The following is a 24,336-nucleotide window of genomic DNA, read 5'->3' as shown; positions in this document are numbered from 1 at the left end:
CAATCATATTCTAATTTATTAAATTTTGGTCTTTGTCATTTCCCTGGGGTTCGATTTCCGTTCCATTGCGATCAGTTTTAGATGGACCAAAAAAAACACTGAAAAAATGAAAAAAGCCTCTTTTGGATTCAAGAACATTATCTAATGATTTGTCCACAAAATCGCTTATTAAATTAATTTGCTCATCTCTTTTATCCGGCTTGGGAATCTTCTTTAAAGTAAGTATCCTTTCTACTAATGTTTCGATATATTGCTCATCTAAGTATTTTTCATAAAACGATTTATCCTGAAGCATTTCCTTTAATGTTATAATTTGTGATTCGGCTATATTGGTAACAGCAGACTTTTGCATTTTGCAATTTGGAGCGGACAGCGAAAAAAGGCATTCGATACCAAATTTAGGGTTAAAATTACGGGATTCTTTATTGGCTAAAAATGAGAGGATAAAAACAGAAGATTTAGCTGGTTTAAACGGGTTGGCACCATGAGCGAGTAGCTCTCGCGCAATTTCAGGACTCTCAAGAACCCTGCGAGTAAAGATAGTTTCGGAACTATATTTGCATGCCTTATTAGGATCAGCACCTGCCCTTAAGATGGCTTGTATTGTTCCGAGATCGCCACATTGTAACGCGTGAAATAGTGGGCTACGACCTGAGGCATCCCATTTATTTGGTGCATTTTTAGCCAAGTTAATTAATTCCTGGTTATGATTATCAAAAACTTTGTTAAAATCCTCCTGTAATTCTTTGAATTTTAATTTTAAAAGTTCACTTTTATAAGTCTTTAAAACTTCATTGAGGGCGTTTAATTGATTGGCTATTTCTACTCGGTATTGTTTTACTATTGACGGATTATTTGTTAAAAAAGCATTCCATTCTTGTATTTTCTTATCGATTTGATCCTCGTCAGGGTCAATCTCGAGCGGCACGGACTCATTAGCAGGATCCGGCGTCGGTAGAATTGAATTAGCTGAACCAGCTGTGACTCCTACATTATGTATCTTAAATAGTTTCTTCAGAAATTTTTCTATAACATCTTCTGGTTTTGCATCATCGACCAAGATTGTGTGAGATAAATATTTTTTCAAATCAATTTTATTTCCTTTCTCTCCCTTTTCTACCGCATATTCCAATAGTTCACCTATCAAAATGCGGCCCAAGCCTAATATCCTAAACCAGCGAAGACCTTGCATAAACAAGCATGCTAGCCGGGCATTATTGGAGCATAGGGCATTGTATTTGGATATGTGTAATGTTAATTCGGGAGTTTCATTATCCGCTGAATTCTTTGGAATTTTACCTAATAACTTCGCGGCTTCTAACCCATTATTAAGACCATGTCCTGCTGGATAATTGGGTGTAAAATAGGCATCCCCAATTAAATAGAATCCATGACCATTTGCTTGAATGGCGGCTTTATTTGCTTGCTTGCTTCCTCCCTGAAAAGTTAAAATTTTCAAATTATCTTTTGCAGCATGCTTCTTACTCGCAGTAATCGTTACATCTAAGTCATTTTCATCAATTTCTAAATAATCTGCGACAGCTTTTTTAACATAGTTTAAAGCTAATTTTTGCCTTTTTTCTTTAAGCTTCGCTATCTCATTTAGGATCTCAAAATTGGAGTTCATTTCTTTGTCCAAATTTTCGGCCTGTATATTTAAAGACTCAATTTCCTGGCTCAATATTTGGGTTTGATTAAAAATATTCTTTGGAACTTCACCAATAAATCCCAATTTTACGGATTTTCTTCCGCTATTTTTATTTTTATAGGAACTCTCATCAAATCTTAAAAAGTAAAGTTGATTTTCAGTCGAATGCCCCTCTTGCTTATTTTCTAAAAAGGATGAGGCAAATTCTTTTTCAGATAATTTTAATTCTTTGCCATTCTTCAATGAGATTTTTACATAGGCTCCTAAATGATAACTTCCTTCCAGATGTTGCATAGCCATTGGCGTTTTGCGCTCGATCTTTTCATTATCAGTCAGTGTTGCATTAACTAATTCCAGAGTAGATGAATTGGAGCCGTCTGCCCCTACCAGATGATTGAAGTGAACTGTTTGTTTTTGGCCGTTAGTCGAGATAGTTGCCTCACCGTTCTTAAGATCAACTGTGCCTTCTTGCAGTGTAGTCTCATATAAAATCTCTACCGGTGCAATTGAGCCAGATTTACTTTGATTTTTTATTCGATTTAAAATGAACCGCTGAACGGAGGATACCTTGATCTCAGCAGAAGTGCTTAAAGAATCTAAAAAAGAAATATCACTTTCATCAAGGTCTTCTCCTTGTCCGATCATAGCAATTAGTTGTGCTTTGCTGCGAGGGTTTAAAGCAATTACTTGTGGCCTGATTGCGGCGGTGCTTTCAGAACGTTTTTCAATGATTAATATTTTTTTTTTATTTTTAGCTGCTTCATATGCGGAAGCGAGGCCGATAGGGCCCATACCTACTATCAATAAATCATTTGGCATAGTATTAGCACTGTATATTTTACAGACCTAGGATAGATGAATATTAATTATTATAGTATTTAATTGAGCGGAAAGAATAAAATATGCCCTTTCTGCTCGGATATGAAGCTGGAACATTCTGAAAAAAAATGCAATATTGAGTGATTGCAAACTAAAAAAATTCTCTAAATGCTCATTGGATCGAAGTGATGCATTGCTCTCATGGGATAGGGACGTGGACTTTTCAAAAAATAGGGATAAGGAAATTATGAAACACGAAGAATGCGAACACGAGCATCAGAAAACAAATTCAAAGCCCTTAAATGTTCCTCATGCATGTCACCAGCATCATCAGATGCATCAACAGCGCACCATGGAGGGAATTGCAACGGGTATCTATACCTGTCCCATGCACCCAGAGATTCGTCAATCTGGACCTGGGAATTGTCCTATTTGTGGCATGGCTTTAGAACCGGAAAGCATCTCTGCAGAAAAAGAAAATCCTGAATACAAGAGCATGAAGTATCGGTTTTGGCTTGCACTTATACTGAGTGTACCAGTATTTGTATTAGAGATGGGTGGACATATATTCCATGATTTAATCTCGGCTTATCGTTCTGCCTGGATTCAGTTTTTATTGGCAACGCCGGTTGTTTTATACTGTGGTTTTCCCTTTTTTCAACGCGGTTTTATTTCCCTGAAAACACGGCAATTGAATATGTTTACCCTCATTGCTATAGGAATAGGTGTAGCTTGGACTTATAGTACAATAGCGCTGTTATTCCCTGATCTTTTTCCTGCTGCCCTACGTCCTCAAGGGATAATCAATGTTTATTTCGAAGCGGCCGCAGTCATCACCACTTTGGTTCTACTGGGACAAGTCCTGGAATTAAAAGCACGAGAACAAACTGGAGGTGCTATTCGCGCCTTATTAAACTTAGCTCCGGAAAGCGCCCGCCGAATTGATCCGCAGGGAAATGAAGAAGAAGTAACCTTAGATCAAGTGCAAGTGGGGGACAAACTTCGTGTTCGGCCTGGCGAAAAAATTCCTGTAGATGGTGAGGTGTTCGAAGGACGCAGTAATGTAGATGAATCTATGGTTACTGGGGAATCGATGCCCATAAGTAAAGAGGTGGGTTCAAAAGTAATTGGAGCTACAATAAACCAAAATGGAAGTTTTATAATGAAAGCCGAGCATGTTGGCAGCGATACCATGTTATCACACATTGTACACATGGTGAGTGAAGCGCAACGTAGCCGTGCTCCTATTCAACGACTTGCCGATACTGTTTCAGGCTGGTTTGTGCCGCTGGTTATTTTAATCGCAATAATTGCTTTTTTCGCATGGTTCTTCCTAGGCCCGCAACCCGCTTTCAGCTATGGATTACTAGCTGCGGTTTCAGTACTGATCATTGCTTGTCCTTGTGCGCTCGGTTTAGCAACCCCTATGTCCATCATGGTGGGTGTGGGTAAAGGGGCGCAGAATGGGGTCTTAGTGAAAAATGCTGTCGCTTTGGAACAAATGGAGCAAGTTAAGGTACTCGTTGTTGATAAAACAGGTACTTTGACGCTTGGCCACCCAAAATTAACCCAAATTCTTACTGATAAAGAGTTTGAAGCCGATGAAATATTGGCTTTAGCGGCTGCACTCGAACACCAAAGTGAGCATCCACTGGCTAATGCAATCATCTCTGAAGCAAAAGAGAAGCAATTATCATTTGCTAAGGTATCAGATTTTGAATCGATTTCGGGAAAAGGGGTTATTGGCAAAGTTGATGGTTTAAAAATTGCACTTGGTAATCTGCAATTGATGCAAGAACATGGGACAAATAACCCATCACTTATTGAAAGTGCGGATGAGTTACGTGCTACGGGAGCAACCGTCATGTTTCTTGCTGTCTCTGGTGAAACAGTTGCGATTCTGGCAGTTGAGGATCCCATCAAGTCGAGCACACCTGATGCCATACTTGAGTTGCAAAAAAATGGAATTGCAGTCTATATGCTCACTGGAGACAGTAAAGCAACTGCAGAGGCCGTGGCAAGTCGGTTAGGTATTAATCACGTGATTGCTGAAATTATGCCTGAAGATAAGCGTCGTATCGTTAGTGAGCTTAAAGAGAAAGGTTTTGTTGTGGCAATGGCAGGGGATGGAGTTAATGATGCCCCTGCGTTGGCAGTTGCGGATATTGGTATTGCGATGGGCACAGGTACTGATGTTGCAATTGAGAGTGCCAGTATTACTTTGCTCCATGGTGATTTAAATGGAATTGTTAAAGCGCACCATCTGTCTCGGGCAACAATGAGCAATATACGTCAGAATTTATTTTTTGCTTTTATTTATAATGGATTAGGAGTTCCCTTGGCAGCGGGAGTCCTATACCCTGTAACAGGATGGCTATTAAATCCCATTATCGCTGCAACGGCAATGGCATTAAGTTCGGTTTCGGTGATTATTAATGCACTGAGATTACGAAAAGTTACCCTGTAATAGCCTTGTTTCACCCAGTGCTATGGACTATAGTTTCGTAATCGATGTGATTTAATTGATACAAAAATAATGCCTAAAATACTCCTAAGCGCTTGTCTTCTTGGCCATAAAGTTCGTTATGATGGGGGTGATTGTTTGCAAAATCATCCACTCTTACAGCAATGGTTTGAGGAGGGGAAAATCATTATCTTTTGTCCGGAAATGGCAGGTGGGTTACCTACACCAAGAGCTCCCGCTGAGATTCAGGATAAAAAATCGGGTGCGGATGTATTAAATAGAAATGCTTTAGTCAAAACAAAAAATGGTCAGGATGTGACTCATTTTTTTCTTCAAGGAGCACAAAAAGCACTTGAGCTTGTAAAAAAGTATGACCTACGTGTTGCTATTTTGAAGTCCCGAAGTCCTTCTTGCGGTGCGCAGGAGATTTATGATGGATCATATACACGTACATTGATGGAAGGTGAGGGCGTTACGGCTGCTCTTTTAAGGGAGCACGGTGTACAGATATTCGATGAACACCATATTGATGAAGCATTGGATGCGGCATTAAGGTAAACCCCAAAAAAGCTGATCTAGATTTACAAGAACATTATATTGTGGCTATAGTTAACCAAGAAAACGAGGCTCGTTGAGAGGTAATGATACACTTTGCTAGATTGTTGGGTTGAAAGAAATTTATTCTGATAAGGAGAAATTGTGATGGAATACAAATGTCATAAATGTGGAATGGGTGTGAAAAACTTAACATGTACCAAATGCAATTCCCCATTGGTTAGCGATGTTGTAAAAACAGACCATGGTAAAGTGCAAGTTTCGAAAATGTCCTCACGGCTGTGGACAAATTAAATCACCAACATGTTGCGGTCATGATATGGTATGTTCTGCTTAATGATTTAATATAATCCACGGGTAGTCCGCTGGATCCAAAGCTAAAGTTATAAATTTATTCTCCGTCCCGCGGCTAGTTCGCGGGATCCAGAGCTTTTCTTTAAAGGGTTCAGCCCCTTAACTGACTCAAGGTAAGCTTGCAAACAAATGGATTTGTAAATTAAGAATAAATCCATATTTCATGCAATATTCTGCTGCATATTCATGATTGCGTTGATTTTTTTCCAGATCTAAAAGACCAGGCTCCCAAAAGCTCACTACTTCATTGATTTCCGAACGTTCTGCCAACGTTAGATCGCGTCCTTTATCACGCATGGCACGAACACGCTGAGGTTCTTTTTGGTACCTATTCATAGGGCTCACAAAAACCTGTTTATTGGTTTTTTCAGCCCATTCAAGTGCCCATGCAGGTATTCTACTATAAGTTTTGTATTGTTCATCTTCCGGGGCTGACATGACAAACTTCAAATAATCTGCTCGTTCCAACATTTTGGTATTTGGTTCTAAATATCGAATTGATTTCCCATTTTTTTCCAAGCACTTGGGACTCACTACTAATATCGTGCTTGTAGGAAGGTCAGATAAAATAGAGATGCCATTGGATTCGATCTGAGTATATTGGAAGTATGGTTTAGCTTCCTCTAAAAATGCTGATAAATTTTGTTGTAGTGAAGGCTCTCCACCGGTGATGACTAAAACTATTTTTTTTGCATGCCCTTGCGCCCAGGAAGGAGTTGGCAGGCTTCGATTCTGAAAAAAAGCATCAATTAGAGTATCTGCTTCTTCTAATAAGGAAGAAAAACTTCTCCATTCTCCCATCTCAAAGTAAGTATCACAAAAAGAACATGCTAAATTACATTTGGCTAAACGAATAAAATAGGCTGGATGACCACGAAAAGGTCCTTCTCCTTGCAAAGTAAAAAAACGACTGGTAACAAAAAGCTCCCCTGGCTTTGCCTCCTTAAAAAAAGATTTTCCTACTTTTTCGTTCAGTCCGAACATTAATTGACCTTGATGTGTATAAATTTTTTACATATTATACTCTATTGCTTTTAAAATGTGAGCCCTTGTCATTTATTTTTTATTTTATAAGCTCCTAGAGAACGCGCAGCAAAAGCATGTATTTCTCATGTGATAATTACTTTTGGTTTGCAGATTGAATCAAAGAGAACCGCTCGATTAAATGGATATTTTCTGAGGCCAATTGATAAATTCTTGCAATAGTCTCCTGACTTATTTGATTGAAAATCACTCTTATCTCATTTTGTTGCTGTGGCAAAATGGGTGAATACCGATGCGAGCACAGAATTTTTTTCATCAAGTGCAAGTCAATAGCATCAAACCCATAGAAATTATTACGAGTATAAATTTTTATCGGAAAGGAGGCCTTTTTTATTTCAGAATTGAAATTCAGCTTAGTAAAAGGCTGTTTATTGTAACATGTGCTATCGAATTCTTTATATCGCTTTATGAAGTTTATTCGATTTAAATAGAAAAAATCCTGCGAAATGCCGCTTAGTTTTCTGTTTACAAAAGAGCAGTTAATTAAGGGAAGCCCTAAACCCACATAATTAATAAAAAGTAATTCAAATATTTTTTCGATGTAGAGTTCTATTTTATGCTCATGGTGATTGAGTAGTGCTTCATGAATAAAGTGAAAGTCTAGTCCTTTCCAGGGCGTTGTATCAAAATGTAAATACCAAAGCAGGTAGTAAACTCCATCCCAAGGTTTGGCGTAGTACTGCTCTGCTATTTTATTTTGCAGTTTACGAATCTCATGTACCAGGGAAGGGGTAATGATATAAGGAATTTTGGGCTTTAAACAAACCGTCATGCCATTGGTTTTATGAGCACGAATAGCGAGTAATTCAATGTTATGCACAGCAATCCTTATTAAAATAAAAAAAATATCCAAATAAGGGAACAACATATAAAAGTGTAGTAAAGAAAATAAAGTATTTCCAAAAAAAGTTAATTTTATTGTTTGTGAGCGTTAGAAACCAATCGTACATCTATTATATTGGGGATGCTTTTCAATTTATCGCATAGGGGGGGTAATGATTCTTTAGGCCCAGATATATCAATCAGGTTTACAGCAATTTTCCCACGGGATTTATTTTCCATTTGCTCAATATTATATTTTAGTTTGGATATATTTTGGGTGATTTTACCCATGGCTCCTGGGGTATTTTTGTTGGTCACTAATATACGGTAGCAATTCGGTACCTGCGTCGCCGAGAGGGATATATTAGGAAAATTAACTGAATATTCGATGATACCATGTTCTAAATAATTGCAAATATTGCGAATGACCATTTCTGCAGCACTCTGTTCCGCCTCTTGAGTACTTGCTCCCAAATGAGGAAAGGACAAAACATTGGGATGACCCGCCAAATTAATTGTTGGAAAATCTGTGATATATCCCATAATTTGCTGATTATTTAACTGTTGCAAAATTGCAACTTCATTAACGATTTGTTCGCGAGAAAAATTGAGTAATAAGGTATGAGGTTTCACCAAGGCAATATTTTCTTCATTAATTAGATTCGTGGTCGCTGCATTTAATGGGATATGCAGGGTAATAATATCTGAGTGAGCAAGTAAGGTATTCATTTCCATAACTTTTTCAACACCCGGCATTAATGCCAAAGCATTAGTCAAAGTCATATTCGTATCAAAACCTAGTACTTTCATCCCTAAAGCCAGACCTGCATTAGCTACTTTAACACCTATATTGCCCAAGCCAATTACACCTAAAGTTTTTCCTGAAATTTCATGCCCAATAAACTTCTTTTTATTCGTTTCAATTTCTCGACTGAATAATTGATCATCCTCTTTAGCCAGTTGACTAATAAAGGAGCGGGTTTCGTCTAAATGTCGATAACCCATGATCATTGCTGCCATTACCAGTTCTTTTACGGCATTAGCATTTGCTCCAGGAGCATAAAATACGGGGATCCCCATATTGGTAAGTATTTCAACAGGGATATTATCAGTACCCGTTCCTGCTCGTGCTACTGCCTTTAAGTTTTTTGAAAATGGATGATCATGTAATTTATGGGAACGTACTAGTATGACATCAGGATCAACAGGATTGAGACCTAATTGATAAATGTCATGATGAAACAAACTCAAGCCTTGTGGTGATATATTATCAAGAATTTGAATGATAAACATGGGTATCTCCCTTGATCAGAACGCTAGAATTGTAAATTTCTGTAAGTCCCTGTTCATAATAAGCATAATATTGGGGAGGCAATTCGTTCAACTCATCCTGAGTTAATCCTAAAGGGATTATTGGGTAAAAGCTAGTAGTGCTGATGTAAAGATCTGAGTGATTTTTTACCCACTCTTTAGGATTTAAGCCAGAAAAACCAATAAATCGGGTGACTATTTGCCGAGCTTCCCAGTCACTTACCCCATCCCCTACCAATAAAGAGCGCTCCTCGGATTTAAGTACTGAGGCAATTTCTACCGTTTTCCCATTACCTTTCGTCATGTTGCTTTGTACATCAAATCCTTCATAATTACCTTGCTCATCAAAATATACTTCCACTGCGAGTACATTGCTTGCTGGAATTCCTAAAGTCTTGGCAAACTGAACTACTGCCAGCTTAATTCCAGCCGAAATGATATAGATTTTTTTATTCAAACGTTGTAATAGTTGAATGAGTTCTTGTGCCCCAGGAGCAATATGTTGTCTGTAGTGCTTTGCCAACTCCTCTATTTGTTTTCGGGTGGGTTGCACGTACTCTAAGCGTTGTCGATAATCACTTGGAGTCATACCGGTTTGACCCATACATCGTGCAGTAATCTGATGAACTTGCTCTCCAACTCCATTGGTTGTTGCTAAGACATTAATGCCCTCAATAAGGGAAAGCGTTCCATCACAATCAAAGAAAAAAGTATCAATGGGAGCCTTTAAAGCCCAAGAATTTTGATTATGCATGAATAATTGCCCTTATATTTGAACTGAGACTCACAGAACGGGAGTTTCTGAGTTGTGGTGGTAGTCTTCTTTGGCCATTAAAAGGTGTAACTGCTCTGAAATTTTATGCCAATAGTTTTTATCAAAAACTACACTTTCCCGAGGTTTCTGTTCATGACGTTCTAACAGATTGTTGAATTCTTCGAATAAATAAGTGGCGAAAGAGTGGTTTTCATAGCGGGTAAAGGGCGCTTCGAAAAATAGCTCTAACTGTTCCATAATTTTATGAGGATCATCGCTTGCCTGTGCTTCTTTATTGATTCGCTCGGCTCTTTTTTGGCCATCCTCAGTATGACGCCACCAACTAAACCAACCATTAGCTTGGCGAGTATTAATACCCAATTTATAGTAATTATTATAGGCAAGCCATGCATCCGATATAGTGGTTTTCAACGCATTCAACCAGTCTACTGGTACCTTTATCTCCCTTACTTCACTGCTTATTTGCTCATTTTGTTTAAAAAAATCCGATGTTGATTCTGAGGTTTTGCGTCGTCGTGAAGGCTTTTTGTGCCCTATTTGAGGTCTAGATTTAGTAAGATGAGAGAGTGGTTTCGGATTAAGATTATTTGGGGCGGTATCAATGGAGGCCATTTCTTTTAATCTAGATTGTTCTCTGGCGGCAATTAATTCCGCTCTTCTTTGAGCAACCAATCCTGTAGGAATATCAAAATTCTTCTTTCTTATAAATGAAGTTGTCTGCTTGTTGTTTTTGCCCATGATAATTCCTTATCCCTAAGTTATTTATTAGAGCATTTTCATAACTTGCCTTTTTATGGCTGGTTATTTTCCTTTCTGAGGGCTCAGTTACTTCATGTATACTCCGCTCCTCGTATAAAGACTGTCGTGTACGAATAATCTATAGTTATGAAATAGCTCATTTATCGCATCAAATTGACATAATTTTAACGCAACTTAATCATATAGGCTCTTTTTTTACTATGCAATAATTCAGCTCTAAATTGCTGTTGCCTAATTTGAAATAAGTTACCGGCTTAGCATCGCATCTCATCTCAAGAATAAGTCTATACTTTGGGATAATATCGGTTCCAGAAAAAGGAATTCCCATGAACGCTTATACGGTAGACATCCAACATCCAGTAACCATTCCCAGTAAAAATGTTTATCTGAACGGGTTTCTATTTATCCCTGAAGAAGCGAAAGGGATGGTGATTTTTGTACACGGAAGTGGGAGTAGTCGATTCAGTAGTCGCAATCAATTTGTGGCAAATATCTTGAACGAAGGAAAATATGCAACTTTGCTCTTTGATCTGCTTACTTCACAAGAAGAGGTCATTGATAACGTAACTCGAGAGTTTCGTTTTGATATTCATTTGTTAGCTTCTCGGCTTCTTGATGTAATTCATTGGTGTACTAAAGAATTTGCTGAATACCATTTTCCTATTGGTTTGTTTGGATCGAGCACCGGAGGGGCTGCGGCACTTGTTGCTGTAGCTCAGGGACCTAATTTGGTCAAAGCCATTGTATCACGTGGTGGCAGACCTGATTTAGCAGGAGCCTATTTACTACAAGTCAAAACGCCTACGTTACTTATTGTGGGAGGCGATGATGAGATGGTAATTGGACTTAATCAGCAAGCGATGGCTCAGATGAGTTGTATCACCCAATTGCAACTAGTTGCTGGCGCAACTCATTTGTTTGAGGAGCCTGGGACTTTACAAGAGGTTTCAAACTTAGCCAAAAAATGGTTTGAGCAATATTGTATTGGGTAATTGAATAATGCATAACTTTAATATTATGCGGAGGAGGCTCTATGAATAGGGATGCGCTGCAAAAGTTAATCGACGAACTGAACGAGGCCGTTGTTGCCCTAGATGCCCAGGATGAAGATTATAATGCGGTGCTTGAGAAAATAGGAGATGCTCGTTTTGTATTGATTGGGGAGGCCTCCCATGGAACTTATGAATTTTATCAGACTCGTATCAATATATCCAAACGTCTGATCAAAGAGCGCGGATTTATGGCGATTGCAATTGAAGGCGATTGGCCTGATGCGTACCCTGTCCATCGTTATTTACAAGGAGAAGGGAGTATAGCGCATAGTGAGCAGTCGTTGGATGCTTTTGAACGATTTCCCACTTGGATGTGGCGTAATACCACGATTCCGCCTTTTCTTAATTGGCTACGTCTTTACAATGATCGCTTGCCTACAGCACAAAAAATTGGATTTTATGGACTTGATTTATATAGTTTAAATTCCTCCATGCAAGCGGTAATTGATTTTTTAGATAAAGTCGATCCTGAAGCAGCACAACGTGCCAAACATCGTTATGCGTGTTTTGATCATCTTAATCAAGATCCTCAAATGTATGGCTATTTAATTAGCGCAGGAATTAAGAAAGCTTGTATTAATGAAGCAGTGGCTCAACTCGTGGAATTGCAGCACCGTGCTTTTGAATATCTGCATCGGGATGGCATTGCTGTGGCGGATGAGTATTTTTTTGCCACTCAAAATGCTCGATTGGTAAAAAATGCAGAAAATTATTATCGTTCTATGTTGGAAGGTCGGATCTCTACATGGAATATCCGAGATACTCATATGGCCGAAACAATTAATGTGTTAGCGGATCATTTAGAATCACGATTCAATAAACCGGCTAAAATTATCATCTGGGCCCATAATTCTCATATCGGAGATGCCCGTGCGACCGAAATGGGGGAACGTGACGAATTGAATTTAGGTCAGTTAATACGTGAGCAATATGGCATACATTCTTATTCTCTTGGTTTTTCAACGTGTGAAGGGACTGTTATGGCTGCATCTGATTGGGGGGGACCTGGAGAGAAAAAGCAAGTAAGACCTGGTTTGCCAGGAAGCTTTGAGGAACTTTTTCACCAATTAAAATACCCGAATTTTTTCTTAAATTTACAAAATAATGAAAAATTGGAACATTATCTCAATATTCCTCGCTTGCAACGGGCAATAGGCGTGATCTATCTCCCAGATACCGAGCGCTTCAGCCATTATTTTTTTACGCGACTCCCTTATCAGTTTGATGGACTAATTCATTTTGATAAAACGAATGCTTTAAAGCCATTAAGTTAGAGGAGTTTATGAAGACTCAATGAAACAAAGCGCGTCCAGACGAAGACAGCCTGGGCAGTTATTACTTGATATGTAAGTTAGCTAAATCTTCTTCAGTTAATGTTTCTTTTTTCAATAACAATGTTGCCCCTTTTTCTAAAATTTTAATGTGTTTTTTTATAACTTTTACGGCATCGTCAAATGCAGTTTGGATAATTTTGCGGACTGCTGTATCAATATCACATGCGGTTTCTTCACTAAATTCTCGTTCGTGATAGGTCATAGGGGACTCTAGAAAGGGTGAGTTTTCTTTCTGGTAAGTTACAGGTCCAAGTTGTTTGTCCATACCGTAACGCATGACCATATTTCGTGCAATATCTGTTGCCTTGGCAAGATCATCTGCTGCACCTGTTGAAAATCGACCAAATACAACAAACTCTGCAGCCCTTCCTCCGAGCAAGACCATCATTTTACATTTCAATTCTTCTTCGGTCATCAGATAACGATCTTCTGTAGGACGTTGAATGGTATAACCTAAACTTCCTATACCCCGTGGAATAATGGAAACTTTATGGACTGGATCTACATTTGGTAAAGAGAGGGCTATCAATGTGTGTCCCATTTCGTGATATGCGACTGCTTTACGCTCTTCGGGGTTGAGCAAGCGATTCTTTTTCTCCAAACCAGCCACAATTCGTTCAACAGCGTTGGTAAAATCATCCATATTTACAGAGTCTGCATTGTGGCGCGTGGCAAGCAGTGCTGCCTCGTTGACTAGATTTGCTAAATCAGCACCAGAAAATCCTGGGGTTAAGGCTGCAATTTTTTCGGGATCAACATCCGGGGCCCGTATTATTTTTTTCAGATGAACATTCAGAATTTCTATTCGCCCTTTTTTATCGGGTCGGTCGACAAGTACATGGCGATCGAAACGTCCCGCACGTAATAATGCCGGATCCAGAATTTCGGGCCGATTCGTTGCGGCGATTAAAATTAATCCTTCACTCGGATCGAAGCCATCCATTTCTGAAAGTAACTGATTTAAGGTCTGTTCCTTCTCGTCATGTCCTCCGCCGATAGGATATGCACCTCGTGCCCTCCCTAGGGCATCAAGTTCATCAATAAAAATAATCGCAGGGGCCGTTTCACGAGCATGGATAAAAAGATCGCGTACTCGAGCCGCTCCAACCCCAACAAACATTTCTACAAACTCTGAGCCATTAATTGAAAAAAATGGAACTCCTGCTTCACCGGCCACCGCTCGTGCAAGTAAGGTTTTTCCTGTTCCAGGAGGTCCAACTAAAAGAACTCCTTTAGGTATATGAGCACCAATACGCGTATAATGCTCCGGATTCTTAAGAAATTCGACTACTTCCATAAGCTCGGTTTTTGCTTCATCTACTCCGGCAACATCTTGAAATGATACATGGGTTTCTTTTTCCATGTAGATTTTGGCTTTACTTTTTCCAACATCCAAAACTCCTCCAGCTGCTGAACCCATCCGTCTTAATAAAAAACTCCACAAAGCAAAGAAAAGTAATGCGGGAATAGTCCACGAGAGCAGCAGGGTTAGCCATTTGTTCTCAGCCTCTCCCTTAAATTTTACTTTGGCTGCCTCAAGAGTGGATACAAGAGACGGATCATTAATGCGAACTGTAGTAACTTGCGGGTCTTTACCCCCGTATTCTTTTATTTCATTAAGCTTATCTTCTGGAAGTAGATTTGTTAAACCTTCAGGTTTTAGGTTTGCGGTAATGTAGCCTTCGGTAAGTACAACATTGTCTAACTTTTCTGCTTTTAAAAGTTTGATAAAATCACTATAACCTATATCTACAGGATGTGATGCAAAAAAAAAGTTCTGGAATAAGAGGATAATCCAGAAAATTATCAGAACATACCAGAGCGAAAACTGCCATTGTTTATTTTCCACCACTCCCCCTCAATTAAGATGATTATTTTATTAGTAGAAAAAACGAGCTGGTTTTATACAGTATATACCAAAGGGATAAATGATGTGGCTTAAAGTAAATCTATATGTTGAATTTATGTATAGTTGGATTAAAATTAAACTATTAGTGGTCATTAAGTATTTTTTTATGTTTAAAGATTCAGTGGATAAAAATATTAATTCTATTCCTAGAAAAGAGAACTATGTTCTTGATTATCCTAATGAAAATGATTTATCCGACTTCTTACATTATGTTAAGCATGACGATGCCATGGCAGAAATTTATTTTAAGAATAATGAAGTGTTAGAGGATGAAACAATTCAGTTATTTAAGAATCAAGGAAAATTTATACATAAAAGTGATAATAAAATTAACCAGCGATGTGATTTAATGCTGGTTTTACGAGACCATGGGAAAGTCATCGGTTTTATTGAATTAAGGTTAACTAAAAACTCTAAAATGATGCCTCAATTATTTAGTTTATTTATAGATGAGCCTTATCGCCGTAAAGGACTAGCCAATTTAATGATGGTCCATGCCTTGGATTTTTTCGTACATAGCGGCCAGAAAGATATGACCGTAAGTCCTACTGCAGAATCACTTACTGTTTATAATAAATTTGCATTTTATCCGCCAGAATTTGATGATAATGGATTAAAAAATTGGTTCGAAAAGAAGGAGGACGAACGACTGGATATTTTGCAAAATGAGCCTTCAGAGTTTCTTATGATGGATCTAAGGAATCCATCCTGTCGTGAAACTTTTGAATTTCATCGTAAAAAAGCAGTTCAGAATTTTGTAAAATTTGATATCTCTCCACTTTTAAAAGCCGATTTACAAACTGATGTTTTTGAGTGGAGAAAAAAAACAACTACGCCTCCCTCACTAGCAAATAATGACTTAGGCGTTTTACGCATTTTAGACGATAAGAAAAAAAGAAAAGCAGATAAAATTGAGCAAGAATCTTTTCCAGATCAGGACAACAATCCCCTTAATAATTCTTGAACTCCGCAAAACCAAATTATTTATTTTTGTCATTGAGTGCAAGTCCTTTATAAAATCCTTTACACTGATCGCTATACCAAACTCCCTGGGTTATTCCTGATTCACTGCGTTTATATAAAAAATAATCAATTCGATCATGCCAAGATGTTGTTGCTGTTGTTCTCGATGCAATCAAACTACCGTGGAGAAGATAAATACCGTCTACTTTATCGATGTTAAAGGAAATTTGTTTTAGTTTAATGCCTTTATCAGTAACAATAGGATGAACAATTCCATCCTTTATGGTGTGAATGAAGGTACCTGGACAGTGCTCCCGACAGTATTTTTTTGTAATCCCTTTTTGATTCGGGACGGCTTTGTAATAAATTCCTTTCCAAGTAATTAAATCAAGATTGGCCAATGAAACATTGGAAAAAAATAAGGTATATAAAAAAACTAATATATATTTCAACATGATTATCCTTTTCTAGGGATGACGTGGCGCAACTCTTAATTTAAATTCAGGATTTTGGGGTCGACTTGGCCTCGCAGCAACTACTTAAGCTCATAGTAGTGATTGATAAAAAGTGGTTCAAAACCAAGACGTTTATAAAGATTAAGTCCTGAACTCGATGCTTCTAAAAAGCAGGTTTGAACTTTTAAATCCAATGCTTTTTTTAAGGCATAAGTCATCATTGCAGTAGCAAAGCCGCGTTTTTGAAAGTGGGGCATTGTGGCTAAATCATCAATGCGGGCAAAGTGTTCTTTTACTGTTAAGGTCATAGATACGACAACTTCTCCTGCAAAAAAACCAGAAAGGTGATACAGATCTGGACATTTTTGCAACGCTAAATCATGTCTTTGTGTATAAACCTGGTTAATTTCTGGAGTTGATTGAAAGCCATGGATGAGTGGAATACCCCAGGTATTTAGATCGTCATTGAGTACTCTAAATTCAAGTTGATGATTCAAAGGGAGTAACAAACTCGATAACAGATTGAATTCCATGGCAACACCACAGTCAGTTAATTCATAATCGTGTAGAAATTGACTCTTTTGCTGCGTGTCGATGGGGGTATGCTCTGAAATAACAATAGCCCAAGGTAAATTTTTTTGAGCGAAGTGGGATCTGCAGTGTGCAAGATCGTTTAAAAATTCCTTATCTGTTTGGGTTACGAACGCAGGATTAAGTCCTGCTGCGAGAACTCCGGTTTCAAAAGCAGTGATGGTTGGATGATTCAGGCAATTTAAGCTAATCAGTGAGAAAAAATGCCGCTCTAACTCATGATACTCATTATTCGGTCTTTGCATTAAATAAATCCAATAAGTGATCTTGGGCTGCATTATAACAAACGCAAGAGAGGATACTATGCATAATTAAAAATCGGCTATGAATACACGAGGTAGTATCCTCACTTCTTTTGTAGTATTTATCGAGTTATTGGGGTGATTATAAGGTCATTGCCAACGGTGTGGGAATGACCTTAATCGAACGCATTTCTATTCTGGGAATACCAATGAAGAATAACCTTCCGCTAACCAATTAGGATTGCTTGCCTCGGATTAGAAGAATCGGGATGGGAGCATTGCGAATAACACCTTCTGCGACGCTACCAAGCAGTAGATGCTGATAGCCACGACGACCATGCGTACCTATGACAATCAAATCAGCAGACCAATCTTTTGCTGCTTCAATGATTTTTTCTGGAACTTTTTCTTCGGATGGATTCATTTCAATCAGTTGCGCTTCACATTCGGCATGCTTTTTGCGTGCGATGGTTTTCATCTTATCTAAAAATTGTTGACCATATTCTTTGAATGAGGCTTCTAACTTCTCATAATCCACCCCAGTTCCAACATAAGGAGCATAAAATTCATTTGCAATGTGTACAATTCTTAATTTTGCTTGATGCACTTTACTCAGTTTAATTGCTTCCTCGAAGGCTTGCATTGACGTATCACTATCATCAATCGCAACTATTATATTTTTATACATTTCTATATCCTTATAAAAGGTAATGAGATCATCTATGGGGATATCTTACCTATAATCTAGAATGAAACATAGATAGAATGGTTAATAAGCGAAAACAAATAAATGAATTATTTTGATGAATAACTGCACGAGGCAAAAAAATCATGAACCATGAAATTTTATTTAGTCCGTTCAATCTAAGAGGTCTGACTCTTAAAAATCGGATTGTTATGGCTCCATTGACGAGAAATCGTTCGATCCATGGAATCGATACTCCTTCAGAACTTAACGCAGAGTACTATGCGCAACGTGCAGATGCAGGCTTAATCATCGCAGAGGCCACACAAATTTCCCCGACTGGAAAAGGGTATGCATGGACCCCCGGAATCTATTCCTCAGAACAAATTGCGGGATGGAAATTAGTAACGGATGCTGTTCATGCAAAAGGGGGGGCTATTTATTTGCAACTCTGGCATGTCGGACGAATCTCGCATCCTTCTCTGCAGCCAGGTGGTATTGCTCCTGTTGCACCCTCTGCTATTGCGGCAACAGGGCAGCGCACTTTTATTGAAAACGGTACCTTTGTCGAAGTAGGAGCGCCGCGTGCATTAAAGCTTAGTGAAATTCCCCGTATAATTGAAGATTATCGAACTGCTGCGAGGAATGCTATTTTAGCGGGATTTGATGGGGTAGAAATTCATGCAGCTAATGGATATCTAATCCATCAATTTTTGTGTGATGGGACAAATCAGCGAACAGATCAATATGGGGGGTCAATTGCCAATCGATTGCGTTTTGCGCTTGAAGTGACCGATGCTATTGTCGCTGAAATTGGCGCAAATCGAACAGGAATCCGTCTTGCTCCAGTCAGTCATGCTAATGGAGTCAACGATACATCGCCTTCAACGGTATTTTTTCCGCTTGTACAAGAACTGAGCCGACTTGAATTAGCTTATGTGCACATTATTGAAGGAGAAACCCAAGGGGCTCGCGATTATTATGGTTTTGATTTCCAAGCATTACGCAAAGAGTTTAACGGTCCTTGGATGGTAAATAATGGTTATACATTAGAGATGGCCCATGAAGTCCTCACTAGTGGATATGCTGATCTCGTTGCGTTTGGAAGATATTTTATTGCAAATCCCGACCTGGTTATGCGATTTAGGACAAATGCGCCATTGAATGAATTGGATCGTTCAACTTTATACGGAGGTAGTACAAAAGGTTATACAGATTATCCTTTTTTACAATCAACTCAATGAATAGGGATGGAATCCAATAATGCTAAAGCAATGGTTGGTAGGACTGATTCTTTTTATTTTAATTGCTACCGTCGCGTATTTCTGGCAACGTTATTTCATTTATTTCCCATCTTCTGAGAAACCAAATCTTGAAGATTTTCAGGCAGAAGATATGCAAATCATTGAAATCCGAGTTGCGGATGGATTGACTTTAAGTTCTTGGTATAAACCCCCATTGGATAAGAAACCTATTATTCTCTATTTACATGGGAATGCAGGACATATCGGTTATCGGATGCCTCTTGCTCGTCAGTTCCTCTCCCAAGGTTTTGGCGTGTTATTACTTGAGTATCGAGGGTACGGTGGAAATCCGGGTAAACCCACCGAATCAGGATTATATAAAGATGCACGAGCTGCAATGCAATTTTTGCAACATCAAGGATTTAAGAAAAAAAATATCGTTCTCTACGGAGAATCCTTAGGAACTGGGGTGGCGACACAAATGGCGACAGAGTTTCCCGTTTGCGCCTTAATCCTGCAATCCCCATATACCTCTTTAACTGCTCTGGCTCGCTACCATTATTCCTGGTTACCGATGCCTATGATTGATAAGTATGATTCTTTATCACGAATTCAAAACATTCATGTCCCCATTTTAATGTTGCATGGGAAACTGGATAGAGTGGTACCTTACAATCAAGGATTAACTTTGTTTAATCAAGCCAATCAACCCAAGGAGTGGGTTGAGCTTTCTGATAAAGGACATCTGAATTTATGGAATGATCATTTTGCACAGACGGTTATTCATTTTATTTATGCTTATTGTAGCGCAGATTCCAAGCAAGTATTCGAGAGATACCCCGTGTGGCTTGGGTGAGGGCAAAGCCATAATCCGGTATCTTCACTTTGACAACGGATATAAAAACTCAAAACGGATAAAATATTTACAAATATCCACTCATCAAGTACTATAGGTATAGGCTTCATGGGGCGCCTATACCCACAAAAGAGGATCTCACCCTGGTTAGTAATTGATTATTAATTATTCATTAACCTTTTTGTTGCTAGAGTAGTGGGTGTCTGGCCATAGCAAAGGGGATTCACATGAATAAGCCACACCCATCATTTAGCGTTGTAGAATGTAAGATTCAAGCGTCTATTTTATTGAAATCACTACGCGCAACAGATCTCTTAACAGCTCAAAATGCCGCAAAACGCTTTCAAAATTTACCTGAATTTAGAAATTGTTCTCTCGGGGAAATAATTCAAGCTGATATTCAACGTAAACATGCACTAGCGGTTATCGCCATGGGAAAAGGTTTTAATTCTTGGACCGATTTAAAATGCCAATTGCCATTTATTCGTGGTGGTTTTCTTAATTTATGGTTTGCACAGTATACAGAAGCTAAAGCGCATCAGCGCACCCAAGGAGGCTTTTTATTGCCATTTAAAAATCAATTTTTTATTTGTGATGCAGACTATATTCATAATCTTGGCTTTAACCCAGAGGATGAGGATTGGAAATTAATAGGCTATGATTGGGTTAATCCAGAAAGAAAAGATGCTTGGAAAAGACTCTATAAAAAATGGATGGAAATTGAGAAAAAATAATAAATTCATTTATTTACTTAAAGTAGCCTGCTGAGTGGAACAAACCTCGGCAGGTGAGTTGCAAATAAATTTGGTAAATTTTGAACCAATAGTCTTGCAGTAGGAAAAAAAATTAACATAGAATGGTTTATTTCTTTATTAAGGGGTTATGGATGACCTATTTGAAGCGCATTACCGTTCTTTTTAATACTTTATTGTTAACTCAGGGGTTAAGTTTTGCGAAAACAAATACAGAAACGAGGATATGCGATGCGAGTATCCATAATCCCTGTATTGTGCAAGACAGTGAATTTTCATCTTCTTCATTAAAATGGTTACGTGATGCCTCTATGATTGCTAAGGCCTATCAAGGGAATATCTTAGGCGTTAACGAATTGACCATTTCTGGAAGTGAAGAGCCAAGTGAAAAAGGATGGAAAGATATTTCTGATTATATTGTTAGGCATGGACATCCAAGGAGTAAACCTGTATTGGTGTTGGATCTCCGGCAGGAGAGCCATGGTTATCTTAATGGCAAAGCAATTACATTAGTCAGTCAATACGATTGGATCAATCGAGGCAAAACAAATGCTCAAAGCCTCACAGATCAAGAAAATTGGTTGAAGTCGTTACAAACTCAGAAAAAGATACGGGGGATTTTATCCTCACAACAGTTTGCTTCTAAGGATTTTTCCGGTGGTAAAACTATCTCGGTAAAAAAGGTAAAAAATGAAGCGGAATTAGTTTCAAGATTAGGTTTTGAATATCATCACTTATATGTTACGGATCACAGTGCACCATCTGATGAAGAGGTTGATACATTTTTAACGATAATACAAAATGCCCCTAAAGATACATGGTTTCATATCCATTGCAGAGGAGGAAAAGGACGGACAACGAGCTTTTTTGTGATGTTCGATATGTTGAAAAATGCAGATAAAGTGAGTTTTGAAGAAATTATTGCACGACATGCATCAATACCCCCTTATTATAATTTGTTTGAAGTTAATCGAGCAGAGGCGTACCTTACTCCTTTTTATGAGCAAAGAATTTTATTTTTAGCCCATTTTTATCAGTTCGCTCAACAGCGTTTGAAGGGGTACCAAGGAACGTGGCAAGAATGGAATATGAGTAATCCTGCTGTATTTGATAAGGTTTAATTCCTCCCTCGCCTTACGAAAACGGTAAAGGGAATTTTTAGAAATTTTCCACGGGAGGGGAACTATAGATTTTCCCTTCTCGTTTTTGGGTGAAATATGCCCCAAGGACCTTAACGGAGTATTCCTAAGTCTTTTCCACCGGAGATGTATACCATTTCTCTCCGAGAATGATTTGTTCCCACCAAGAGGACATTTTTGACTCATTCATTTCTTGCCATTTTACGGGGTGTAAGACTAAGGCATCAGCCATCCGTTTTGATAAATCATACATCGCAATTCGTTTAGGAAGAGAATCTTTCTCCCATTCAACAATTGCTTGCTGAAGATCCTCACATTTCCTCAGATGCTCACTAAGGCTTAATGCATCTTGAATGGCTAAAGAAGCACCATTCCCAACATGAGGGCGTAATATAATGCTCGCATCACCTAATAACAGTGCTCCCTGGGTGACAAGACGATCAACACAGACATCAACAATTTTTTGCATAAAGGGAGATTGCGTATCAAGAATGATTTGTGCAACAGCCTGAGGTAATTTATCATGTGCTAATTGATAAAGATGTTTTTTGGCTTTACCAGAGAAGTCGATTAAGGAGGTTGAACCCAAGTCGTGTAGATCTTCAAGAGTTATTTTTTCGTAAAAAACCCAGTTTAATTTATTCGTTTGGTGATGATATACAGGATAAGTTAATAAATGTCCCTTACTAAAACAGTAATAAAGTACCTGTTCATTAAAAAGCGTTTTATTTTTAATCTGTTCAAACTCTAGGGTGCCACGCCAAGCTACATAACCGGAATATTCTGGCTTCAAATTGGAAATCATGGGTCTTCCTATCGATTGAATGCCATCTGCAAAAACAATTAAATCAAATTGCAATGTTTCGCCAGATTCTAGAGTAATTTGCCCAAACCCCTTATCCTTTAGTTGCACGTCCACGACTTTAATGCCAGCACGGTATATTGGTTCTGGTATCCTTTTTCGTAAATTGGTAAATAAAGTATCCCAGTGCAGGGTTGCCATAGAAATTCCCTGCTGCCATAAAAATTTACCATAAACTGGTTCGTTATCTGTTTGGCAATAAAAATTGCGAGCAATGAATGTATGAGATAAGGTATCTTGATCAATAAGATTTTTTTCGAACAAAACGTGCAGCAATTCGGTAGAAATCGTAATACCTGCTCCCCGTGAATGTAAATTATCTACTTGCTCAAAAACCGTAACTTGGAATCGATCTTTTAATAATAAGGCCAGGGCGCAGCCTGCTATAGAACCCCCGATAATACCAATTTTCAAGGTAATTTCTTCCTGGAAATCGAATGAATACAACGAATTATATTAAGTAATCCCACAAAATCAATAAATACCACTTAAACCAGAGTTTCAGTTAAACCAGCATTTTAATATTAGGTTGCCCTTTTTGCTGTATTCCCTGGTTCTGTTGGGCTTCACTTAAATGGCATTAGATATGAGCCACAAAACGCAAGATTCCATTGGTTCCTTGGGGACGATTTCTCGCATCTTGTTCAGAATACACATTTAAAAAGATAAAGTGGTTTTTGCTAAGGCTATACACCATCCCTGGACCAATCGCCCAAACACTTTCCTTACGTCCTGGGAATGCGGTCCCATTCACCAAGGTGTCCGTAATTTGGTTAAAAAAGTACCCATTTACGCCTACAGTAAACTTATCTATTATGGCGTATCCTACAGCAATGTCTGCAAAAATTGCCTGTCCAGCTTGAATGGAATTCACATTGGGTCCAAAGGCAACATTAGGACTATGATTGACATCATTCCAAAGATAATGAAACCGAGCTGAAGTAGATAATTTAGGAGTCATCCAAAAGGTAAAAGCCCAGTAGGGATTTATAGACCAAAAGCGGCTACTGGCATTAATTGCATTAATGCTGCTGTATCGTCCAATCGGGGCGACAATATCCAGTTCGAGGCGCGAAACAAATAAAGGTCCTTTGCCATCTTTTCGCATAATGGGATCAAATTGCAGTGCAGGTCCAATCCACAAATCCCCAGGGCCATTTTCTGCTTTTAGTACGGTATTTCCCAATCCATCATCCACACGGTCATAAACTACCCAAGGTAAGAGTGTAGAAAAACCTAAATTAGCTCCGAAAATTTTTTTTGTGGTTACATAAATAAACTGGGTTATATTTGCAACAACATCAAGATCGGTACGGGGCAGGGGAAGTCGGTTGCCTTTGTTGTCGTTAAAGCGATTGGAGGTGTAGTATTGAAAATAATCTTGGAAGTAGAAACCAGGGCCAGAAGGAGGACTTCCATCATAAAAACTTGTATAACCCAAATTTACAACCGGTTCATCGTAGGCCAGGGCTGACGATGCGATTAATAAAATTACTAAACTAAAGAAAAAATGCAGAATCCTCTTCCATTGCATAAAAAATGTCCTTTCTAAATCAGTCTCTTTTTAGAATTGCTAGGTTGCTATGTTCTATTATGTGGGCAGTGTGCTGCAATTGCAGAACCATCAGCTTACTCGCTTTTTGACTTTGGCTAGAGAAGATCCTGATGATTTTTTTTGTATATTTAATTGGCATAATAAAT

At 38.5% G+C, this 24,336-nt stretch carries 21 protein-coding genes; 9 read left to right on the top strand and 12 right to left on the bottom strand.

The genetic code is table 11. The features are described 5' to 3' along the window. Window positions 1-10 precede the first annotated feature (10 nt). Window positions 11-2,467, bottom strand: coding sequence for a hypothetical protein (locus tag ACWTE2_RS27580; RefSeq protein ID WP_454785287.1), 2,457 nt, complete (start codon window positions 2,465-2,467; stop codon window positions 11-13). Window positions 2,468-2,714: 247 nt separating this feature from the next. On the opposite strand from ACWTE2_RS27580, the gene copA reads away from it, so the two are divergent. Together copA and ACWTE2_RS27570 are read left to right on the top strand one after the other, a co-directional pair. Beyond that, window positions 2,715-4,934 (top strand): copper-transporting P-type ATPase, encoded by a 2,220-nt coding sequence (copA, locus tag ACWTE2_RS27575; protein WP_454785286.1) that lies wholly within the window; start codon window positions 2,715-2,717, stop codon window positions 4,932-4,934. Between the two features lie 69 nt (window positions 4,935-5,003). Beyond that, window positions 5,004-5,489: a 2-thiouracil desulfurase family protein gene (locus ACWTE2_RS27570; RefSeq protein ID WP_182392825.1), complete on the top strand. Its 486-nt coding sequence runs from the start codon at window positions 5,004-5,006 to the stop codon at window positions 5,487-5,489. A 459-nt stretch (window positions 5,490-5,948) separates the two neighbouring features. On the opposite strand, the gene ACWTE2_RS27565 is transcribed toward ACWTE2_RS27570, so the two are convergent. From ACWTE2_RS27565 to ACWTE2_RS27545, 5 genes are all read right to left on the bottom strand, one after another. Next, window positions 5,949-6,824: a 7-carboxy-7-deazaguanine synthase QueE gene (locus ACWTE2_RS27565; RefSeq protein ID WP_454785285.1), complete on the bottom strand. Its 876-nt coding sequence runs from the start codon at window positions 6,822-6,824 to the stop codon at window positions 5,949-5,951. Between the two features lie 136 nt (window positions 6,825-6,960). Then, window positions 6,961-7,704, bottom strand: a complete 744-nt coding sequence (locus ACWTE2_RS27560) for a hypothetical protein (protein WP_454785284.1) — start codon at window positions 7,702-7,704, stop codon at window positions 6,961-6,963. A 95-nt stretch (window positions 7,705-7,799) separates the two neighbouring features. Continuing rightward, window positions 7,800-8,999 carry a 3-phosphoglycerate dehydrogenase family protein gene (locus ACWTE2_RS27555; RefSeq protein WP_454785283.1) on the bottom strand — a complete coding sequence of 400 codons (1,200 nt, stop codon included), beginning with the start codon at window positions 8,997-8,999 and terminating at the stop codon, window positions 7,800-7,802. Beyond that, on the bottom strand, window positions 8,977-9,771 hold the full coding sequence (locus ACWTE2_RS27550) for an HAD-IB family phosphatase (RefSeq protein WP_454785282.1): 795 nt from the start codon (window positions 9,769-9,771) through the stop codon (window positions 8,977-8,979). Before ACWTE2_RS27550 ends, ACWTE2_RS27555 begins: the two co-directional genes overlap by 23 nt. A gap of 30 nt (window positions 9,772-9,801) precedes the next feature. After that, complete coding sequence (locus ACWTE2_RS27545) at window positions 9,802-10,530, bottom strand: hypothetical protein (protein ID WP_454785281.1); 729 nt, start codon at window positions 10,528-10,530, stop codon at window positions 9,802-9,804. 347 nt (window positions 10,531-10,877) lie between these two features. On the opposite strand from ACWTE2_RS27545, the gene ACWTE2_RS27540 reads away from it, so the two are divergent. Then, window positions 10,878-11,543 (top strand): dienelactone hydrolase family protein, encoded by a 666-nt coding sequence (locus tag ACWTE2_RS27540; protein WP_454785280.1) that lies wholly within the window; start codon window positions 10,878-10,880, stop codon window positions 11,541-11,543. Window positions 11,544-11,584: 41 nt separating this feature from the next. Beyond that, complete coding sequence (locus tag ACWTE2_RS27535; RefSeq protein WP_454785279.1) at window positions 11,585-12,877, top strand: erythromycin esterase family protein; 1,293 nt, start codon at window positions 11,585-11,587, stop codon at window positions 12,875-12,877. A 61-nt stretch (window positions 12,878-12,938) separates the two neighbouring features. Here ACWTE2_RS27535 and ftsH read toward each other — a convergent pair whose 3' ends face one another. After that, window positions 12,939-14,786, bottom strand: a complete 1,848-nt coding sequence (gene ftsH, locus ACWTE2_RS27530; RefSeq protein WP_454785278.1) for an ATP-dependent zinc metalloprotease FtsH — start codon at window positions 14,784-14,786, stop codon at window positions 12,939-12,941. Between the two features lie 166 nt (window positions 14,787-14,952). Here ftsH and ACWTE2_RS27525 point away from each other — a divergent pair, with 166 nt between their 5' ends. Further along, entirely contained in the window at window positions 14,953-15,810 is an 858-nt protein-coding gene (locus ACWTE2_RS27525; protein WP_454785277.1) for a GNAT family N-acetyltransferase, read from the top strand. 16 nt (window positions 15,811-15,826) lie between these two features. On the opposite strand, the gene ACWTE2_RS27520 is transcribed toward ACWTE2_RS27525, so the two are convergent. From ACWTE2_RS27520 to ACWTE2_RS27510, 3 genes are all read right to left on the bottom strand, one after another. Continuing rightward, complete coding sequence (locus ACWTE2_RS27520; protein WP_454785276.1) at window positions 15,827-16,264, bottom strand: hypothetical protein; 438 nt, start codon at window positions 16,262-16,264, stop codon at window positions 15,827-15,829. Between the two features lie 80 nt (window positions 16,265-16,344). After that, window positions 16,345-17,100, bottom strand: coding sequence for a GNAT family N-acetyltransferase (locus ACWTE2_RS27515; RefSeq protein WP_454785275.1), 756 nt, complete (start codon window positions 17,098-17,100; stop codon window positions 16,345-16,347). Window positions 17,101-17,332: 232 nt separating this feature from the next. After that, the gene (locus ACWTE2_RS27510; protein WP_182392837.1) at window positions 17,333-17,785 is read right to left on the bottom strand and encodes a universal stress protein; all 453 of its coding nucleotides are present in this window, start codon (window positions 17,783-17,785) and stop codon (window positions 17,333-17,335) included. Between the two features lie 143 nt (window positions 17,786-17,928). Between ACWTE2_RS27510 and ACWTE2_RS27505 the strand changes: the two genes are divergently transcribed. From ACWTE2_RS27505 to ACWTE2_RS27490, 4 genes are all read left to right on the top strand, one after another. Then, the gene (locus tag ACWTE2_RS27505) at window positions 17,929-19,026 is read left to right on the top strand and encodes an alkene reductase (RefSeq protein ID WP_454785274.1); all 1,098 of its coding nucleotides are present in this window, start codon (window positions 17,929-17,931) and stop codon (window positions 19,024-19,026) included. Window positions 19,027-19,045: 19 nt separating this feature from the next. Continuing rightward, a complete protein-coding gene (locus ACWTE2_RS27500; RefSeq protein WP_454785273.1) occupies window positions 19,046-19,882 on the top strand; it encodes an alpha/beta hydrolase in 837 nt (278 codons plus the stop codon). Window positions 19,883-20,109: 227 nt separating this feature from the next. Then, window positions 20,110-20,616, top strand: a complete 507-nt coding sequence (locus ACWTE2_RS27495; RefSeq protein WP_454785272.1) for a hypothetical protein — start codon at window positions 20,110-20,112, stop codon at window positions 20,614-20,616. A 152-nt stretch (window positions 20,617-20,768) separates the two neighbouring features. Beyond that, complete coding sequence (locus ACWTE2_RS27490) at window positions 20,769-21,755, top strand: phosphatase domain-containing putative toxin (RefSeq protein ID WP_454785271.1); 987 nt, start codon at window positions 20,769-20,771, stop codon at window positions 21,753-21,755. A gap of 124 nt (window positions 21,756-21,879) precedes the next feature. Here ACWTE2_RS27490 and ACWTE2_RS27485 read toward each other — a convergent pair whose 3' ends face one another. Together ACWTE2_RS27485 and ACWTE2_RS27480 are read right to left on the bottom strand one after the other, a co-directional pair. Further along, window positions 21,880-23,049 carry an FAD binding domain-containing protein gene (locus ACWTE2_RS27485; protein ID WP_454785270.1) on the bottom strand — a complete coding sequence of 390 codons (1,170 nt, stop codon included), beginning with the start codon at window positions 23,047-23,049 and terminating at the stop codon, window positions 21,880-21,882. Between the two features lie 166 nt (window positions 23,050-23,215). After that, on the bottom strand, window positions 23,216-24,169 hold the full coding sequence (locus tag ACWTE2_RS27480) for a SphA family protein (protein WP_454785269.1): 954 nt from the start codon (window positions 24,167-24,169) through the stop codon (window positions 23,216-23,218). Window positions 24,170-24,336 lie beyond the last annotated feature (167 nt).

Source organism: Legionella nigrisilvae (assembly GCF_977063395.2).
Note: the sequence above shows the minus strand (reverse complement) of the source record. Positions and strands in the feature narration are given on the sequence as shown.

Excerpts from the sequence above, each read along its gene's own strand:
- ACWTE2_RS27580 (WP_454785287.1), bottom strand. The coding sequence starts at position 2,467 with ATGCCAAATGATTTATTGATAGTAGGTATGGGCCCTATCGGCCTCGCT.
- copA (WP_454785286.1), top strand. The coding sequence starts at position 2,715 with ATGAAACACGAAGAATGCGAACACGAGCATCAGAAAACAAATTCAAAG.
- ACWTE2_RS27570 (WP_182392825.1), top strand. The coding sequence starts at position 5,004 with ATGCCTAAAATACTCCTAAGCGCTTGTCTTCTTGGCCATAAAGTTCGT.
- ACWTE2_RS27565 (WP_454785285.1), bottom strand. The coding sequence starts at position 6,824 with ATGTTCGGACTGAACGAAAAAGTAGGAAAATCTTTTTTTAAGGAGGCA.
- ACWTE2_RS27555 (WP_454785283.1), bottom strand. The coding sequence starts at position 8,999 with ATGTTTATCATTCAAATTCTTGATAATATATCACCACAAGGCTTGAGT.
- ACWTE2_RS27550 (WP_454785282.1), bottom strand. The coding sequence starts at position 9,771 with ATGCATAATCAAAATTCTTGGGCTTTAAAGGCTCCCATTGATACTTTT.
- ACWTE2_RS27545 (WP_454785281.1), bottom strand. The coding sequence starts at position 10,530 with ATGGGCAAAAACAACAAGCAGACAACTTCATTTATAAGAAAGAAGAAT.
- ACWTE2_RS27540 (WP_454785280.1), top strand. The coding sequence starts at position 10,878 with ATGAACGCTTATACGGTAGACATCCAACATCCAGTAACCATTCCCAGT.
- ACWTE2_RS27535 (WP_454785279.1), top strand. The coding sequence starts at position 11,585 with ATGAATAGGGATGCGCTGCAAAAGTTAATCGACGAACTGAACGAGGCC.
- ACWTE2_RS27525 (WP_454785277.1), top strand. The coding sequence starts at position 14,953 with ATGTTTAAAGATTCAGTGGATAAAAATATTAATTCTATTCCTAGAAAA.
- ACWTE2_RS27520 (WP_454785276.1), bottom strand. The coding sequence starts at position 16,264 with ATGTTGAAATATATATTAGTTTTTTTATATACCTTATTTTTTTCCAAT.
- ACWTE2_RS27515 (WP_454785275.1), bottom strand. The coding sequence starts at position 17,100 with ATGCAAAGACCGAATAATGAGTATCATGAGTTAGAGCGGCATTTTTTC.
- ACWTE2_RS27510 (WP_182392837.1), bottom strand. The coding sequence starts at position 17,785 with ATGTATAAAAATATAATAGTTGCGATTGATGATAGTGATACGTCAATG.
- ACWTE2_RS27505 (WP_454785274.1), top strand. The coding sequence starts at position 17,929 with ATGAACCATGAAATTTTATTTAGTCCGTTCAATCTAAGAGGTCTGACT.
- ACWTE2_RS27500 (WP_454785273.1), top strand. The coding sequence starts at position 19,046 with ATGCTAAAGCAATGGTTGGTAGGACTGATTCTTTTTATTTTAATTGCT.
- ACWTE2_RS27495 (WP_454785272.1), top strand. The coding sequence starts at position 20,110 with ATGAATAAGCCACACCCATCATTTAGCGTTGTAGAATGTAAGATTCAA.
- ACWTE2_RS27490 (WP_454785271.1), top strand. The coding sequence starts at position 20,769 with ATGACCTATTTGAAGCGCATTACCGTTCTTTTTAATACTTTATTGTTA.
- ACWTE2_RS27480 (WP_454785269.1), bottom strand. The coding sequence starts at position 24,169 with ATGCAATGGAAGAGGATTCTGCATTTTTTCTTTAGTTTAGTAATTTTA.